General features: G+C 53.5%; 14 protein-coding genes. 4 read left to right on the top strand and 10 right to left on the bottom strand.

From position 1 onward, the window contains the following. The first annotated feature begins 71 nt into the window (after positions 1–71). On the top strand, positions 72–512 hold the full coding sequence (locus GP475_RS03395; RefSeq protein ID WP_187975255.1) for an Hsp20/alpha crystallin family protein: 441 nt from the start codon (positions 72–74) through the stop codon (positions 510–512). Here the strand turns inward: GP475_RS03395 and GP475_RS03390 are convergent. Further along, positions 493–1,011 carry a M48 metallopeptidase family protein gene (locus GP475_RS03390; RefSeq protein ID WP_187975254.1) on the bottom strand — a complete coding sequence of 173 codons (519 nt, stop codon included), beginning with the start codon at positions 1,009–1,011 and terminating at the stop codon, positions 493–495. The genes GP475_RS03395 and GP475_RS03390 overlap by 20 nt on opposite strands. Positions 1,012–1,033: 22 nt before the next feature. Here GP475_RS03390 and GP475_RS03385 point away from each other — a divergent pair, with 22 nt between their 5' ends. Continuing rightward, on the top strand, positions 1,034–1,888 hold the full coding sequence (locus tag GP475_RS03385) for a hypothetical protein (protein WP_187975253.1): 855 nt from the start codon (positions 1,034–1,036) through the stop codon (positions 1,886–1,888). Between the two features lie 39 nt (positions 1,889–1,927). On the opposite strand, the gene GP475_RS03380 is transcribed toward GP475_RS03385, so the two are convergent. The 8 genes from GP475_RS03380 to GP475_RS03345 form a co-directional block, all read right to left on the bottom strand. After that, on the bottom strand, positions 1,928–3,991 hold the full coding sequence (locus tag GP475_RS03380) for an ATP-dependent DNA helicase UvrD2 (protein WP_187975252.1): 2,064 nt from the start codon (positions 3,989–3,991) through the stop codon (positions 1,928–1,930). Beyond that, positions 3,984–4,757, bottom strand: a complete 774-nt coding sequence (locus GP475_RS03375; protein ID WP_187975251.1) for an NAD(+) diphosphatase — start codon at positions 4,755–4,757, stop codon at positions 3,984–3,986. The genes GP475_RS03380 and GP475_RS03375 overlap by 8 nt, the downstream gene beginning before the upstream one ends. Next, entirely contained in the window at positions 4,754–5,830 is a 1,077-nt protein-coding gene (locus GP475_RS03370; RefSeq protein WP_187975250.1) for a potassium channel family protein, read from the bottom strand. Before GP475_RS03370 ends, GP475_RS03375 begins: the two co-directional genes overlap by 4 nt. A gap of 57 nt (positions 5,831–5,887) precedes the next feature. Then, positions 5,888–9,178, bottom strand: a complete 3,291-nt coding sequence (locus tag GP475_RS03365; protein WP_187975249.1) for a UvrD-helicase domain-containing protein — start codon at positions 9,176–9,178, stop codon at positions 5,888–5,890. Then, complete coding sequence (locus GP475_RS03360; RefSeq protein WP_187975248.1) at positions 9,165–12,341, bottom strand: ATP-dependent DNA helicase; 3,177 nt, start codon at positions 12,339–12,341, stop codon at positions 9,165–9,167. The genes GP475_RS03365 and GP475_RS03360 overlap by 14 nt, the downstream gene beginning before the upstream one ends. A 64-nt stretch (positions 12,342–12,405) precedes the next feature. After that, entirely contained in the window at positions 12,406–13,185 is a 780-nt protein-coding gene (locus tag GP475_RS03355) for a TIGR02569 family protein (RefSeq protein WP_187975247.1), read from the bottom strand. Further along, positions 13,182–14,075 (bottom strand): DUF3152 domain-containing protein, encoded by an 894-nt coding sequence (locus GP475_RS03350; RefSeq protein WP_394367426.1) that lies wholly within the window; start codon positions 14,073–14,075, stop codon positions 13,182–13,184. Before GP475_RS03350 ends, GP475_RS03355 begins: the two co-directional genes overlap by 4 nt. An 11-nt stretch (positions 14,076–14,086) precedes the next feature. Further along, positions 14,087–14,323 (bottom strand): DUF3107 domain-containing protein, encoded by a 237-nt coding sequence (locus tag GP475_RS03345; protein WP_187975245.1) that lies wholly within the window; start codon positions 14,321–14,323, stop codon positions 14,087–14,089. A gap of 83 nt (positions 14,324–14,406) precedes the next feature. Here GP475_RS03345 and GP475_RS03340 point away from each other — a divergent pair, with 83 nt between their 5' ends. Both GP475_RS03340 and GP475_RS03335 read left to right on the top strand, forming a co-directional pair. Further along, positions 14,407–15,726: a DEAD/DEAH box helicase gene (locus GP475_RS03340; protein ID WP_187975244.1), complete on the top strand. Its 1,320-nt coding sequence runs from the start codon at positions 14,407–14,409 to the stop codon at positions 15,724–15,726. Beyond that, positions 15,723–16,949, top strand: a complete 1,227-nt coding sequence (locus tag GP475_RS03335; RefSeq protein WP_187975243.1) for an Rv3212 family protein — start codon at positions 15,723–15,725, stop codon at positions 16,947–16,949. Before GP475_RS03340 ends, GP475_RS03335 begins: the two co-directional genes overlap by 4 nt. Here GP475_RS03335 and GP475_RS03330 read toward each other — a convergent pair whose 3' ends face one another. Further along, positions 16,950–17,372: a hypothetical protein gene (locus tag GP475_RS03330; RefSeq protein WP_187975242.1), complete on the bottom strand. Its 423-nt coding sequence runs from the start codon at positions 17,370–17,372 to the stop codon at positions 16,950–16,952. Between the last annotated feature and the right edge of the window lie 61 nt (positions 17,373–17,433).

Below are 17,433 nucleotides of genomic sequence, written 5' to 3'. Positions count from 1 at the left end.
GGAATAAAGTTTGGGCTTCTTGGGTTGAGTCTGGTGTAAGCAACTTTCTACGACAGAGAAAAGAGGACATCATGAGTTCCTTCAACACCGATCCTTTCACCCAATTCGATTCCTTGGCTCGTCAGCTTTTTGGAGCTGGAAACGGTCAGGGCCGCGCTCCCCGCTTTATGCCCATGGACCTGTATAAGGTGGACAGCTCCTATATTTTGAGTGCTGATCTTCCAGGAGTGAACCCAGACAGTATCGACATTGACATTGATAACGGTGTGCTGACTATTTCCGCCCAGCGCACTACGTCACCGGAAAATGATGATATTCAGTGGGTTCTCAATGAACGTGCCACCGGGTCATATCGACGCCAACTAACGCTCAGTGATTCCGTAGACACGGAACGGATATCTGCGGAGTATGCCGATGGTGTTTTGCGCCTAACCCTGCCCCTGGCAGAGCGCGCTAAGGCCCGCAAAATCCAGGTCAGCCGTACCGATACCCCTAAAGAGATTGATTCCTAATCCCCCACTGTTGGTACGCCTCCAAATAACCCTGCGCCCGCTCGGCGTGGGGTACTTTATTTGCCCACTGATAAAACTCAGGCCCATGATGCGGAATGAACGTATGGACCAGCTCGTGCACAATCACCGCGTCTAGTACATACCCCGGCACAGTTTTCAACTGAGAACTAATCCGAATGCTGCCGGTATCGGGGGTACAGGACCCCCAGCGATGTTTCTGGTTATCTGCCCAGCGGATGCCTGAGAAATGGGCGCGGGATTCCAGGTACGTTTGGTTAAGCGCCCGAGCACGACGCTCCAAGTGCTCATCTGACCAGGATTGAGCGTGGTGCGCTTTTGCTTTCATCTTGTTCACCAGGTCCGCTACGAGGCGATCTTCCTGGGACCTTGTTAGCCGTGCCGGAACGCGCACGACAATCCGACCATCCTGCCACCGGCCAGAAATAGTTTTTTTGCGCTTCGGTGATCGAATAATCTCAACCTTGGGATCCACAACCATAGTGCGCCCAGTCTAACCAGCTATGAGTCATATCCAACTTAGACCTACCAGCCACATTTTCCTCAGAGACGCCGGCTCACTGCAATGCGGTGTGGATGCGCGGCACTGCGGAGTTATTGAACATCCTCGGGCGCGTGTCCTCGTCCGTCTTCTGCTTACCGCCCGGGCACCACGGTTGGAAAGTGACCTCATTCAAGACTTCATTGATCACGGTTTTGATCCCGTATTTAGCAACACCATTATCGCTGAGCTCAAAGAGTTCCAGGTGCTAGCCCAGGTGAGCGGGCAAACTCACCGCGTCGCACTGCTCGGGAAATCTCGAGTATCGAAACTACTTACTTCCTTGTTCTTGGAGATCGGATACCGGGTGCACCGCCCCCTATCCCAAGAAACACCGCAACAATTTTTAGCGCACCTGCCCGCACAAGTGCCCATCATTCTCGAAAATACCATCGGTCAAGCCCGAAAATTTCATCGCCATTGGGCAACCCGCGGTCGCACCTGGATCCCGGTTTCTACCTGGGATGGTCAAGGTTTTATTGGCCCGCTGCACATCCGCGGTTCCGGCCCGTGTCCGCTGTGCGCCGATCTCTATTTCCATCACTGGGATCCACACCTGCCGCATCTAGGAGCACAAGCAGCACGCATGGGGTTTTTAGATGACCCTCTCAGTGCCGCCAGCACCGCGGCGCGGGTCCTCGGCCTTACCCGGCAACTCCTCGAACCACCAGCTTTTCTTAGCCCTAGACCAGCAACTCCGCACCTTCAACCAGAACCAGGATTATTTCTTCACATCGACCCATTCTCACCACAGCTCAATCACCGTATGCTCCCTGTTCACCACGGCTGTCCCAGTTGTTTTCAACGCCTGTCCTAAGGGGTTTAGCAAAGGACAACGCAGAGTCGACGTCGCATACTAATCGCGAAAATCAGCTAAGATCCGGAGAAGATCCGCGCCGTAGTTCTCAACCTTGACCGGCCCAATACCGGAAATATCTAAGAGATCAGCTGGAGTTTTCGGCATACTTTCCGCGATGGCCAATAACGTTGCATCAGTAAAGACAATATAGGCCGGAATTTTATTTTCTCGAGCAATATCACTGCGCCACTGTCGCAGAGCCGCAAAAACTCCCGGTTGGGCGTTACTCGGGCAGTGTAAACACCGGCCAAGAACCCGCTCCTGCGGGGTCGATAATTTCTTGCCGCACTCTCGACAACAATGGGAGCGTCCGGATCGAGGCGGGATAGTGCGCTGCTCAACCTCCGGGAAAAGATCATCGAAAAAACGAGATCGCTTCCGGTTTTTTCTGCCGCCCTCCTGGCGAGCCAAAGCCCAAGAACAATTCAATACTTCTCGCGCCCTGGTAATCCCCACATAAAAGAGTCGACGTTCCTCTTCAATTTTTTCTATGCCTTTATTGTGAACATAGTGAAACGGCAGCATGTTATCGCTCAGTCCGGCCAGGAAAACCACATCCCATTCCAGGCCTTTGGCGGCGTGCATACTAGCTAGGGTTATTTCTTCCATCGTGGGCGGAAGCTGAGATTGCTGGCGTTCTTTGAGCCGGAGCAACAGCCCCACGAGATCCAAATCCGGGATAGTTTGCCCCAACTCTTCAGTCAACTCCACCAAAGCTTTGAGGGAATACCAACGGTCTCGGGATTCGCTACCTTCTGGTTCGACGCTGGAGTAGCCCAGCGGGGCTAGGATTTCCCGGACAAGTTGCGCTAAGCCTACCCCGTGCAGTTCTTCCGGCAAGTCACCGGATTGACTTGCTCTGACGAGAGCGCGGAGAGCTTCTTTAATCTCTGGACGCTGAAAAAAGCCCTCTCCGCCGTGAACATGGTAGGGGATGCCGGCTTCGCTTAGCGCCCGTTCATAGCTTTCAGACTGGGCGTTGATGCGGTACAAAATAGCGATGTCCTGCGCCGGGGTTCCAGAAGCAAGAAGAGCGCGAATGTGTTTAGCAATATCACGAGCCTCCGCAGGCTCATCATCATATTCCCGGAACTGGGGTTGCGGACCGTGAGCTCGCATCCCTTGCAGTTCCAGGCGAGTACCTGCTACCCGACCACGAGCATGTGAAATAACAGTATTCGCGAGTTTTACAATCTGTGGCGTGGACCGATAATCTCGCTGCAACTTCACCACGGTGGCGTGTGGATACTTTCGTGAAAAATCAAGAAGATACCGCGGCGTAGCTCCATTAAAGGAATAAATAGTCTGGTTAGCATCTCCGACGACGGTGAGATCGTCCCGATCCCCTAACCAGGCATCCAAAAGTCGCTGTTGCAAGGGGGTGACGTCCTGGTATTCATCAACCACAAAACTACGGTATTGAGAGCGGAACTCTGCAGCGACCGCCGGATTATTTTCAATAGCTGCTGCCATATACAAAATCAGGTCATCATAATCCAGCAGCATCCTGCTCGGAGAGCATTTTAACTCTTCATATAGGCGGTAAACACTAGAAATCTGCTCCGCCTCAGCGGGAATATCACGTTGAATCTGAGAAACGATCTCTGGATATTTCTCAGGGGTTATCAGAGACGCCTTGGCCCACTCAATTTCATGCAGAATGTCACGAACACGTTCGCGATTCTGAGGAAGTCCCGCTTTCTTCATTGCTTGGGCAGCGTAGGAGAATTTCTTTTCTACAATGCCCCATTCCATGTCTCCAGCAACCTGCCGCCAAAAGTAGGACAGTTGGCGGTAGGCCGCAGAATGGAAAGTCCGAGCATGAACACCGCCTATTCCCATGGATTCAAGCCGGACTCGCATCTCTTGAGCTGCCCGCGTAGTGAAAGTAACTGCTAACACTCGGTTGGGATTAAAAAATCCGCGTTCTATCAGGTGAGCTATTCGGTAGGTGATGGTTCGGGTTTTCCCGGTGCCAGCTCCCGCTAAGATACATACCGGGCCTCGCGGAGCGCTAGCAGCAACTTGCTGATCTGGATCAAGATCCCCGAGACTAACCAAGTGGTCCTCCCCTATGGGTGCGAACCCAACCGTCGATTAGCCGGTAGGCAATTGATCCCGGCATAGGAAGGGGAACCTGGCTGATTTCCTCAGCCCCCAACCACACGGTATGAGCAATCTCACCGTCAGTGGGCAAGCTCGGTTCAACCTCAGCGGTAAAAGCATGGAAACCCACCATCAATGAACTTGTCGCCGGCCAGGGCTGGCTTCCTTGATACGTCAACGAGTGAACTGTGCGGCCGGTTTCCTCCGCGGCTTCCCGGATGAAAGCAGATTCAAAGCTTTCTCCAGCCTCCACATACCCCGCAACCAGCGAATAATACTCAGGACGCTGAGAATTCTTAGCCAACAGAATTTTTTCTTCCCCCACCAACTCGATGATGCCGATGACTGCGGGATCAATGCGAGGAAAGATCGGACCGTTCAGACCATGCCCAATAATCCCTGCGTCATCAAAATCCACGGGGTAACCATCAACCGGATCAAACCGGAGACGTTCCCGATTTCGGATTAATGCTAAAGCGCGTGCTAGTTGGGGGTTGTTGGCATATCCTCGCGGACCAATAACCTGAGCTTCATACTGGTTAGCCACTGTCATCACGGTGCGCTCATCAACACGAAGAGCACTTAAATCCGCATCGATCTGAACGCGAGTACTGCTAATAGCACCTGCCGGGATGGCATCAAGCACCACCGGACGAACCCGGTGATCCTTAGTGGTGTGGGCGGCTAATCGACCGTGAGGATCAATGCAGAGGTATTTCATGGACGTCGCACCTCCTCGCTAAACACTCGTCGCACATACAACAGCCGGTCACCTGGCTCCACGCTTTCTGCTTCTGGAGAATCAATCCGATAAAGCTCACCGGAGCGCACAACCCCTAACACAATGTCAGCAAGGTGTCGAGGATTAGCACCAACTTCTTCCTCGGTCACGGGACGTTCAGCAATAGAAAACCCTTCATCCGGCGATAGGAGATCTTCCATCATCTCCACCACGGATGGGGTTACCGTAGCAAGACCAAGCATCCGGCCAGCAGTTTCTGAGGAAATAACTACTGAGTCTGCTCCCGATTGCTCTAAAAGATGCTGGTTTTCAGATTCCCGGACACTAGCGACGATCGTGGCACTAGGGGCAATTTCTCGAACCGAAAGGGTAACTAACACCGCAGTGTCATCAAGATTAGGCGCCACAACTACTGCCTTAGCTCTAGTCACCCCCGCAATTTTCAACACATCGGCTTTAGTAGCCGATCCATGAACTGTGACCAACCCTTGATTTTCGGCCGCAGACAACGCTGCCCGATCAGTATCCACCACCACAATGTTGTCGGGGGCTACCCCATCAGCAAGCAACGCTGCTACTGCGGAACGTCCCTTAGTCCCATAGCCAACGACAATAGTGTGGTTACGCACTCGTTTCCTCCAGCGTTTGATCAGGATAGATCGCCGTGATTCTTCGGTAAGAACCGACAACGTGGTACCAACCAGGAGAATAACGAAAGCGATCCGGATAGGGGTGATAATAATAATGTTAATCAGTCGCGCTGATTGCGTTACCGGAGTTATGTCACCATAGCCCGTGGTGGATAGGGAAACCGCCGAGTAGTAGAAAGCATCGACAAAGGTGAGCGGCTCACTGTAGCCGTCAGTATCAAAATACACCAGCGCGGCTACCCCGAACAGCAGAATGAGAGCATAAAAAACCCGACGCAAAATCAGCCACCACGGACTGAGTACTGCTCCGGCGGGTAATCGAATCACTCCCAGCAGCGCATGATCCGGCAAGGTGGTGAGCTCACCGGAATTGCGGAAGCGTTCCCGGAAGCGATTCGGCATGGTGTTGTCCTATCTCTTGGGAGGGGCAAAGGATAGTTTCATTCTTTGCCTAGGATCCTAGTCACCGAGCATTCTTTCTAGATCGCTCCGGCTATATAAACGATCTGGCTCAATACTGCGGTTAGGTTTGACATAGTGAAAAATAGCGCTGACATCAGGGTTCTTTTCACCTCGGCGCTGACATATTTCTTCCCAGGCAAGCTTATAGACAGCAAGCTGGATGGATGCAGATTTCATCTCATCTCCTTGAGGAATATGCCCGGTTTTCCAGTCGACTATTGTCCAAGAACCATCTGAGTTGTGAAAGACTGCATCCATCCGGCCGTGGATAATGTGCTGACCGAGGTAGAGATCAAATGCCTGTTCCACATAGGCCGGTTGGAGTGATGCCCACCGGCTGTGGATAAAGGCGTCGCGTAGTTCCGGAAAAGTTGAACCATCGATCAGTTCATCTGCTCCAGGTAATTCGGTCTCATCGATTAAGGCGGTAGAACCGAAGAAATTCTCTATCCACTGGTGAAATTGAGTTCCCCGTTTGGCGAAACTTTGCGGTTTAAAGGGGACAGGGCGAAGTAGACGTCGGGCAAACCACTCTGAGTTTCGACGCATATTGACCAAATCACTGGCGGTGAGCTCAATATTCAAGGGCACATCCACCACTGGTTGCTGCTGCTGCCGATATTCTTCGATGAGTGCCTCAGCATCGGCTTCCCACTGGCGATGAAGTTCTTGGGAACCGAGCTCTGGCAGATTCCCCTCAAGGGCAGCACGGACATCAGCCCAAACCCTCTGATGAGAATCGTCCACCTGAAGTTGGGGGAATACCCCTTCCTCAACAAGTTCCGGAGGGGTTTCTACCTCGCTTTCCTGCTCACCACCCTGATACCAACTCTTTTGAGCTTCTGGGAAGTGGTGTTGCAGGATCTCTAAAAATCGATGTGGAGTTCCAGGTTTAGCACGTCTAGCATGTTCGTCCCAGGCCGCCGCGCTGACACTTAAGCTCTGTTCCGCCCGCGTGACGGCGACGTAAAATAACCGATCGTTTTCTTGTTGTTCGGCTTCTTTGACCTCGTCGGTAAAAGCATTGATGGCGTCCTCAATCTCCTTGCGGTTGCCGCTGGTATCACCCAAAACCGGAGTGCCTTTAGGTAGTGGCTCTCCTGGACGTTCAATAGTGGGAACCTTGTCCGCAGCCTTCACCCACGTTGAGACCTGATTAACACCGTAGTTTCTGCTATCAGCATGAAGCACCGCAACATGGTGCCACTCTAAGCCTTTCGCTTTATGCACTGTGAGGATTTGAACCCTATCGCTTCGAGAGATGACCTCCCCTGGGTTAAGACCCCGGTCATATTCCTTCGCCAGACGGCAGTAGTTCAAGAATGATCCGAGATGAGCTCCGGGAATATCGCTGAAGTTTCCCACCTCGTCCATGAAGCGTTGTAGGTGCACTGTACCGGTTGCTCCTTCGGCTCGGGGATTTTCGCGGCTGAGGAGTTCTGTTCTTAGCCCGGTTAATTGAATGATGTCGGCAAAAATATCAGTAACGTTGCGGCCCAATCCCCGGCTGCGAAGATGTCGAAGAAGCGCGGAGAATTTCGCCAGGCGTCGATACCCTTCCTCGCTATAACGTTCCTTCTCTCCAAGGTCGGCAAGGGCGTCTCCGAGCCCGGCTGCGAGCATAGGATCTGTTGGTCTGGCGTGTTCGATATTTTCTCTTAGCCGCTTGATAGCGGAATCATCACCATCACCTTCCGGTTTTGACAAGTAATCAGTTTCTCCCTGCGCCCGCGCCGAGAGGTTCTTCGCCCGACGTGACAACGCCAAGATATCTGCTGCCCCTAGCCCCACCATGGGTCCAGCTAAAACCCTCAACGCACTCGGACTATCCCCCGGATTTACCAGCAAGTTCGCTAATCCCAGCAGGTCCTCAATTTCCGGGATACTCAACAACCCACCTAAACCAACCACTTCAACCGGAATTCCCCGCTGACGCAACACATCGGCAATAGGCGCAATATGAGCGTTTTTCCTCACTAAAACCGCTGCGCTAAAAGAACTATCGCAGCGTTGCGCAGCACGATATTTCTCCTCCATGAAATCCGCAACAGCTTCACGCTCTTCCCCAAACGTTCGATAAAAACCAAATTGCAGCCCCCCGTCCTCTGCGGACCCAGATTCTAGGCGGTTGACTGTTCTCCCCTGCGGGGAGCTAGCAAAAACATCATCAGATATTCGGTTAGCGAGCTCAAGCACCTTTCCAGGATTACGCCAGGACACCGTGAGTTGTTTTTTCTCCGCATCGGAACCATCACCGTGAGGGAAATCAGTAATGAACTGGTTCAAGTTCGCGGCGGTAGCTCCCCGCCACCCATAAATAGCCTGCATGGGATCCCCCACCGCAGTTACCGACAAGTCCTCATCTTGTCCTTGCCCAAAAAGATGCGATAGCAGTACCCGCTGCGCGTGGCTAGTATCTTGATATTCATCGAGCATCACAACCCGATAGCGTCGACGCAACGTCGTGCCGACTACCGGATATCTTTTCGCTAAATCTGCAGCAGTCGCCATCTGTAGCCCAAAAGTACTCAGACGTCGACGATGTAATTCTGCTCGTAGCCGCTCCACTAACTCCAGGTACATCACCCGATGCTGTTGAGCGTCGTAGGCTTTCTGCATGGTCTGATTGAGATTATCCCGTTGACGTGCCGCTTTAGGCGCTTCCTCGATAATCCGACGAAAACTCTCACTTTCTTCACGCACTTCTGCGCAGCTAAGTACCTGCTGGGTCAATTCACTATCTAAGGTGATGACCTTATTCACTACTCTGGCTAAGGAATCCTGATCCGGTAAGTCACCGTGATAGTCAGCCACAACTTCCTGAGCTAACTGAATGTATTCACTCGTGTTAATTAGTCGGGCATCAGGTTCCACCGGGGCAAGTAACCCAAACTCGCGGATGATATTCCCCGCAAAAGAATCATAGGTGGAAATTGATGGAGCTATAGCTTCGAGAGTTTTCTTCAACTTCCCACTGGGATCTAGTTGGCGAAGTAACTCCGGTTGCGCCAACGTTTGGAGGCGACGCCGAATCCGCTGATTGAGCTGCTGGGCTGCTTTGCGGGTAAAGGTAAGCCCGAGAACTTGGTCCGGTTCCACTAATCCGTTGGCCACCAGCCACACCACTCTAGCCGACATCGTTTCTGTTTTCCCGGCCCCTGCCCCGGCCACCACCAAGGTCGGACCTAAGGGGCTTTCAATAACTTCCGCCTGCTGTGGTGTCGGGGGAAAATGCTGGCTAAGTGCCGCAGCTAGGTCCGTTGCTGAGATTCGGTTATGAGGAGACATCCAAAGTACTCCTTCCCTCGGGTTGGACTGGACAGATTTGGCGTAGCTGACAGTACTGACAATGTTTCCCCGCACGCGCCACGAATACCGGACCGCGGATCTGGGAAGCTAGCTCAGGTAGTTGATCTTCAAACTCCTGGAGTTGATGTTCATCCAGAACCGGCTGTTCTCGAAAAGGGGTTCGCGATGATGACTTCGGGTAGAACAGTTTCGCCTCGCCCACCTGAAGCGCTTCTTCTCCCTCGCGTGCTTCCCTAATTTTTCCTTGATCCCACACCCCTCGGCTCACTGCTAATTGATATGCCTTGAGCTGAGGATGTTCTTTGGCGTCTGCCACAGAGACAGGTGAGTTGCTAGTCTTTATATCAACGATGCGGGTGCTCCCATCCGGAAACTGAGCCAAATAGTCAATTCTTCCTGCCAACCTCAGATCAGAATTAAGTGCCACCCCGAACTCCACCTCAGCTCCCAGGACTTCTGCCTGCGCCCCGGCATTAGCCACCCAAGCCACAACCTGCTCCAGTGTTTTCTTCCACTCTTCTCGTTGAGTCTCTGTTTGCCACCGAGGAACCGGAATAAATTCCACTAAAGCCGTTAACACAAGATCCTTCGCTTCCTGAGGATCCGCCCCCTTCACTATGGCTTCAGCGAAATTGTGTATTAGTGTCCCGCCCAACATAGCGGTGGTATCTTGCTCAGGATTTTCAATTCGAGATAACACCGCATGTAGTGGGCAGGTGATAATACTGTCAATTCGTGAGGGCGATAATGCCACTGACTGGTGCTGAACAACTGGGGCTTCAGTGCTGGGTGTCGTGGTATCCCACCATAGTTCCGGATCAGCCCCTGGAACTCCAGCTTTCACTAGCCGAACTATTTGCCGAAGAGCTTGGTTCTTGTCATCGTGAGAGCTTTCTGGGTCCTTAAGACAGCGCCGGAGTTCAGCAATAAAATCGCTAGGGCTCAGCGAGGTATAGCGTTGTCCCGCAGCTTCTTCGATACAGTCAGACGCCATTGTGCCGGGTTCCGCTATCGTGACGTGGATACCGGGCACACGTTCTGCAAACTCCCCGAGGAAACGGGAAGGCTCCATTTCCTCATCCCCCTCGGAGTTTTCTACCGCGCAGATCAGCAGCTGTTCTGTCGCGCGCGTTGTCGCTAGATGAAATAACCGACGCTCTTCTCGCAGTTGTTCCCGGGTCCGCAAAATCGGGAGATCGGGAGAAATCCCTCGACTTACCGCGTCAATCATGTCATTCTGTTCGAAAATTGTTCCGATTTCCCCGAGCGCAGGCCAGGTCCCCTCTTGCGCCCCCACCACAATGACCCTGGACCATTCCTGTCCGCTGGCCCCATGAGCGGTCAGGAGATTCACTGCCTCAGGGCGAAGATTACGTCGATCCCGCACCCCGGTAGGTAACTCTTGTTCAGCTATTTCGGCAATGAATGAACGAATGCTCGCTTCCGGGATTCGCTCCACAAGATCCCCAGCCAGGTCGAAAAGAGCCATCATGCTATCTAAGTCTCGGTGAGCTTGAGAGCCTGGAGTTCCGCCGCGTAAAGCTGTTGTCTGGAGATGTTCAGCGAGGCCTTTAGATTGCGGATCCGCTGGGTCCTTGCCGGCAGCATCCCACAATTCCCACAACACTAATTCCACGGAATCCCCACGCTGAATGGATTGGTATCCCGCCCATAGCACTGACTGGACTCGCTGCAGAACGTCATATTCTCGACTCGTTAACAGCCCTTTTAAGACGGTATCCTCTTCAGCCACATCGTCTCGGTTTCGGGGATCAACCAGCCAGGCTAAGGTGTCCATGGCTCGCTGTTGCATATCGAACCGTCGCAGGCCCCGAAGCAGTCTTCTCAGCGTCACTGGGTCAGCGCCACCAAAGGGGCCGAGCAAAAGTCTTTCCCATTCACTCGAACTAAGCGGTTCATATAAGGCTCGCACCACCAAAATGATCCCTGCCACTATGGGTTGCTGCGCAAGCACCACGTCTGTGGGATCAACATGCACTGGAATATCAGCCAACATTAACGCCCGGCGGGTGGGATTGAGCTGCGCCTGTGAACGCACAATCACCGCCATATCACCCCAGGGCACACCATCACTAAGATGCGCACGGCGAATATCCCCCGTCACTTTTTCCCACTGCTGAGACAGTGTCTTGACAATAGCGATCTCCCGGCGCGGTGTCCTTAATGATTCGGACAAAACCAACTCTTTGTCAACCGAATGTCCCAGAAAATACTCAGGCTCTGCTCCTCGGAATCCGAACACCGCTTGATCTGGATCTCCGGCCAAAATAGTTAACCTGGCGTGGGGGATAAATGCATCAATGAGTTTCCCAGCCATCGGATCAAGAAGTTGAGCATCATCAACTGCAAGTAATTCAAGGGGGCGTTCTACCACCTCAGGACAATGCTCGACGGCATGTAGCGCTGCCCCTAGCAACTCTGAAGCGCTATAACCCGGATGCTGTCTAAGCGCCATGACCTGCCGGTATTCTGCTAGAAATTGTCCAGCGGCAGTCCACATGGGTCGGTGATAAAACTGACCGAGTTCGTGTAGGCGTTCAGGGCTGAGACCACGTTCTACTGCGCGGAGGAGAAAATCTCGAAGTTGCCGGGCAAAACCCAACATGGTGAGGGCGTCGTGAAACTCAGGTGGCCAATAGGCGCCGCCATCTTCAGCGTGCCCGGCAAGGAGTTCTCTAAATACTGCGTCTTGTTCAGCACCGGGAATAAGTTCTATTGCCTCAGATGATGTGGCGTGAAGAACCGCAAAAGCCAAGGAATGGATAGACCGAACCAACGTGGCATCAGTAGCAGTTTGTTCATCATCAACTAATGCCTCATAAACCATCCTGCGTAACCGTTGAGCTGACTCTTTAGAGCCAGTCAGCACCATAATATTGGCGGGATCTACGCCAGTTTGAATCCGGTGCACCACGGTATCCACCAACAGCGAACTCACACCACTTCCTGCGGTGCCGCTCAGGCGCCACACACCGCTACCGGTGTGAAGTAACTCTAAGGCTTTCCCCTCCCACTGGCGCTGCCGGAGTTCACGATCCGGATGACTGAGCTTGACCTGCGGGTTAGGTAGATAAAACCACCCTTGAGGTTCAGTTGCTGGGGCGCCCTGTGGTGAGTTCATGTTCTCTAGTCTGTCATCTCCAGTGGACATGACTGAAACAAACGGCATCCGCCGAGGACAAGGGCTATTTTTCCGCCAAGAGGATATCGGCTACCCGGTGCAGATCTGTAGCTAAGGCGCTATCTCGGTGCTCATCGATAACCTCCACGAGCACCCGGTAGGTCAGAGCGGAAAAGAGCAGATGTTCAAGATGGGGGATATGCCGCCAGCGGTGGATAATGCCTGGATCAACAGCCCCGGTAATGAGCCCGTCAATCATGCAGAGCGCAGCGGTGTAGCCACGTGGGCGTCGAGTACCAACAATGTCCGTGAGAGCTGGGATGTTGCCCTGATGGAAAATGGTTGTTCCCAGCATGTCTGCGTGGCAAATTTGGTCTGGGGCATCACAGAAGGGGGTGTTACGAATGAGCCGGGCAGCTAAAGCGTCGCCGTGATCTTCGCCCGCCGTGGCACTGCGATCAGCTTGGTCAAAAACCGTGCCTTTGCCCTTGGCTTCTGGAAGCGCCACAGAAAGGGTGGATAATTCAGCATCTAAGCGCAGTGCCGCTGCCACGGCTTCATCAACCCGACGCGCTGGTTTACCTTCAATCCAGCTAGAAGCTCGCCAGCCAGACACCACATATCGACCATCTGTGGAGCGTAGGGGCCGGGCTATTCTTAATCCCTCTACTTTGAGTTTTTCTCGCACTCGCGCTGACCACCCTGCGGCATCGGTAGCCAAAGCTCGCGATACACACACCTGGCCAACTCGCCAGCCATAGCCCCACGCCGCATCCAGCCTTTCAATAGGACCACGATCAGCGTGGAAGGCCGCTTGGACGTGTTCCGGGAAAGTTTCACTCATCGTTGATTCTCCGGGAAAGGATAGGGCCACGGGTTCGCGATGCAGTGGGCATCATTATCAGGATAGACTTCCTGCGGATCAATCCGGTGCAGTTCCGCGTTCCCTAGGGATAAAGTCTGCTGCATCATAATAGGGGCTAATTGTCCCGTACCTCGACACGCCTCGTGCTGGGCAAAGCCAATCCCGTGGCCAACTTCATGATTAATCACGTATTGCCGGTATGCCCCTAAATCTCCCTGATAGGTGCTTGTACCTCGGACCCAACGAGAATGGTTCACTACCACTCGATTTCCATCGGAGGTAAAGCAGCTGGTTTCTAATTCCAGCTCATTACCGCAGGCCTCATGGGTGGTGGCTAAGGAGGAAAGTTGGATTCTGAGATCCGGGTCGGCATCCGGGGTGACATGCTCAAAACGATATTTAGGGTCAGCAATCCACCCACGAGGATCACTTAAGGTAGCGTCCACGATGGCCGAGAACGCATCATCGCCACCGGTAGACGCAGTATCGACGCCATTTTCTATCTCGACCACGTATTTATAGGTGCGCTCTTTCCCCTCTCCGACGCGAAGCCCTGGCTGCCCAACCACTCGGAAAGTTTTGTCTCCAGCTTCGCTATAGCGTCCCCCCGGGGGCAGTTTGCGCCCGTCTCTATCAAGCTCAGGCTGAAGCCCAGTTTCAGGTTGTGGGCCTAAAGCAGAAGCTGAACCTTGAGCTGTGGTCTCCGTGGAGCTCTGACCGGTCCAGGTTTCACGAAGAACTTGGGCCACAATCCCGATACTTAGTACCCCGAGTACCACGGTCAGAGCCACTATCCCCACCGATCCCGGTTGCCACTGGGACCCGCCGCGAAAGCGGGATGGGGTGGAGGGACGATGGTGGCTCATGATTGTCGGTGCCCTTAATTACCGATAAAGCCCACTTGTCGAGAGTGGCCTTCCCCGACCTCTACCCAAGCAATGCGGGAAGTGCGGATTAAATATCGATGCCCGACGGTGTCATCAAGTTCTAAAACGGATTCCCCGTCAGCTGTCAGGGCGGCGGAGATCTTGTTGTTGAGGGCATCACGCTCTTCGCGACTGGCAATTGCTAGCTCTCGCTGGCTACCAACAAACCCGATCTTGATATCTACCGACACCGAAGCTCTCCTAACGTGTCTGTGATTCTTAAGTCATTACTAGCTTTGACCCATCATAGCGGGGAATGGATAGTATCTAAGATGTGTCTTCATCGAGTTTATCCCCCACCTTTGCTGACCTGGGTGTTGCTGTAGAAATCACCGAGGCTCTCGCCGAGCGCGGCATCACCCGAACCTTCGCTATCCAAGAACTCACTTTACCCCTGGCGCTCCAGGGCACCGATATAATTGGCCAAGCACGCACCGGAATGGGGAAAACACTCGGATTCGGTGTCCCGCTTTTAGATCGCGTTTTTGATTCAGCCGATGTTGCTGAAATAGATGGAACACCTCGGGCTTTAGTCGTCGTACCCACTCGCGAGTTAGCGATCCAAGTCGGTGAAGATTTAACCCAAGCTGCAAAAAAGCTGCCACTCCGCCTCGTGACTATTTATGGCGGACGCCCCTACGAAGAGCAAATTAATGCCCTCGAATCTGGCATTGATGTGGTGGTGGGAACACCCGGTCGGCTCCTGGATCTCTACCAGCGCGGGTGCCTCGTTCTCGAACACGTAGCAGTGCTTGTTCTTGACGAAGCTGATGAAATGCTTGACCTAGGCTTCTTACCAGATATTGAAAGCATTCTGGAAGCACTCACCCACCCGCACCAAACAATGCTGTTTTCCGCAACCATGCCGGGCCCCATTGTGAATCTTGCCCGAAGTTTCTTAACGAAGCCAGTGCATATCCGGGCTGAAGAACCCGATGCCGCAGCTACTCACACCACCACTGAACAGGTAATTTTCCAGGCTCATAGGATGGATAAAGAAGCTGTGCTAGCCCGGATTATGCAATGCCGAGGCCGTGGGCGCTGCATTGTGTTTACCCGGACAAAGAGAAGCGCCCAATTAGTTGCCGAGGGGCTAGCTACTCGAGGTTTCCGGGTAGGTGCGGTGCACGGCAATATGGGGCAACCCGCCCGAGAACGTTCCTTGGAAGCCTTTCGTGAAGCTACCATCGATATCCTGGTAGCTACCGATGTCGCGGCCCGAGGAATAGATATCGACGACGTCACACACGTCATCAACTATCAAACCCCCGAAGACCCCATGACCTATGTTCATCGGATTGGCCGCACTGGGCGAGCTGGACATTCTGGCACAGCTATTACCTTAGTCGGCTACGATGAGCTCAATAAATGGTCAGCTATTAATTCTGAGCTGGATCTTAATATGCCAGAGCCTCCCCAATGGTTCTCTAATTCACCGGAGCTTTTTGCTGCACTCAACATCCCCGAAGGAGCTCAAGATCGAATAGCTGCCCCCCGTCGCGTTTTTGGCGGGCGCTCCCCTGCCGACCGTAGCCACAGCCCAGCCCGACGCTCATCTTCCCGCTCCCGTAGTCGCCGTAGGACACGCCGGTGAAACCACTACGTCGCACTCAAGGCGATCTCATCGCAACCGCAGTTATCAGCCTTATCTGCCTAGCCGCTATTCTAGGGACCTGGTATCTGGCACCTATCCGACACAGCCACCTGGATTCTTCGCACCAGGTTTTTGAATCCGCACCAGTACCGGACGTTACTCCCCAGGCAGTACGTCAACTGTGGTCCATCCCCGACGCCCAACCAGCTCCCGGACAGCAATCAATTTCTCCGTCCCCGGTAATTGCTCAAGGTGTGGTTGTTGTTCCGAACAACCATGGAGTCCACGGTGTGGATCCGCGCACCGGAGAAGAATTATGGCGCTATGATCGGGCCGAATCTCTATGCGCGGTGGCTTCTACCTGGTCCAAGGTGACAGCTATTTTCGATGCTGGTTTTGGCTGCGATGATGTGATTCAGATTGAACCTACTACGGGAACTTATGGAGCCAGCCGAAGCGCTATCTCCGAAAACCCGGTCGGGTTGCTGCAATCAAATGACCGAGTCGGTGTCATTGGCCCACAACGCGTTGAGCTGTGGCGCAGCGATTTAGTTCGCACCATCGAATATGGCGACATTCCAGCTCCTCAAGAACCAGATCTCCAGCCGCATCCGGAATGCACCCCTACCTCGGCTATGACCCGCACCAATAACCTCGTGATTGTGGAGCAATGCCCTGATGAGCAATATTGGGTTCGGGTCATGAAAACTACTCCGAAGGATTCTCGCGCCCCGGAGGTGCAACAGAGTTTTCAGGTAGGCGGCCCTCAGCCGGTGATTGTGGCGTTGGGGGAAAAATCTCTGTCCCTTTATAACGATGGGGTTATCCAGTCTTATAGTTTCGCCGGCCAGGAGTTATCACGCGCAGCCATACCCAACGTTGATCCCGCTGTTTTTACTGCCCCGGTGCGGCTAGCAACAGCTGATTTACCCCACCATATGACGTGGTTCGACGGCCACAGCTTAAGACTTTTTGACCCTACCAACCTTCATGAAACCCAACATTTTGATGATGCCTTAGGTACCGGTGTTGCTCTTGGGCAACGTCTGGTGTACCCCGTTGCTCAAGGATTAGCTGTTGCCCGGTGGGAAGATGGCCATATTGATCGCATCATCCCAGTTGACCGTCAGGGGTGGACCGGACCTGTCTCCCTCAAACTTGCTGGGGATGTTGTGGTTGAACAACGTGGTGGCACCCTCGTGGGGCTCCAGGTCAGCGGGTAGCTAATACCTCTCTGTCACCCACTTCACCGATACCGGGTGGAAGAGCAAAACCAGCCCAGCGATGGCGGATAACCCGGTGACAGCGCACAGTATAAAGGCGTGAGAACTACCCATGTACCAGGCGATGGGGAGCAAGATCATTTGGAGCATTACCACTAGACCACGCCCCCAGGTGCGACCGCGAATCATTCTGATTGCGGCGATTATGACAATGCCGAAAATAACGAGAAAGTATATGGCGGTGCCGGTGCCTACCCAGGAGGCCGCTGATCCTTGTTCGCTCACAATTGCGGGATCACGATAGCCGAGAATTTGGCGGATGATAAGAAGCACCGCATAACCGATGCCGATCAAGGATTGAGTGATCGCTATGAACCCGGCCCAACGGATGGGAGCAGGCGGACGGAGATTGTTGGTGCTCACGTTCCCCTATCCTAATCGGCGCCGGATAAGAAGTGTAAGATCCAGGGAGTACACCGGCCAC

Origin of the sequence: Corynebacterium poyangense (assembly GCF_014522205.1) — a bacterium.
Classification (GTDB): Bacteria; Actinomycetota; Actinomycetes; order Mycobacteriales; family Mycobacteriaceae; genus Corynebacterium; species Corynebacterium poyangense.
This window is presented reverse-complemented; position numbering and strand designations above follow the sequence as displayed.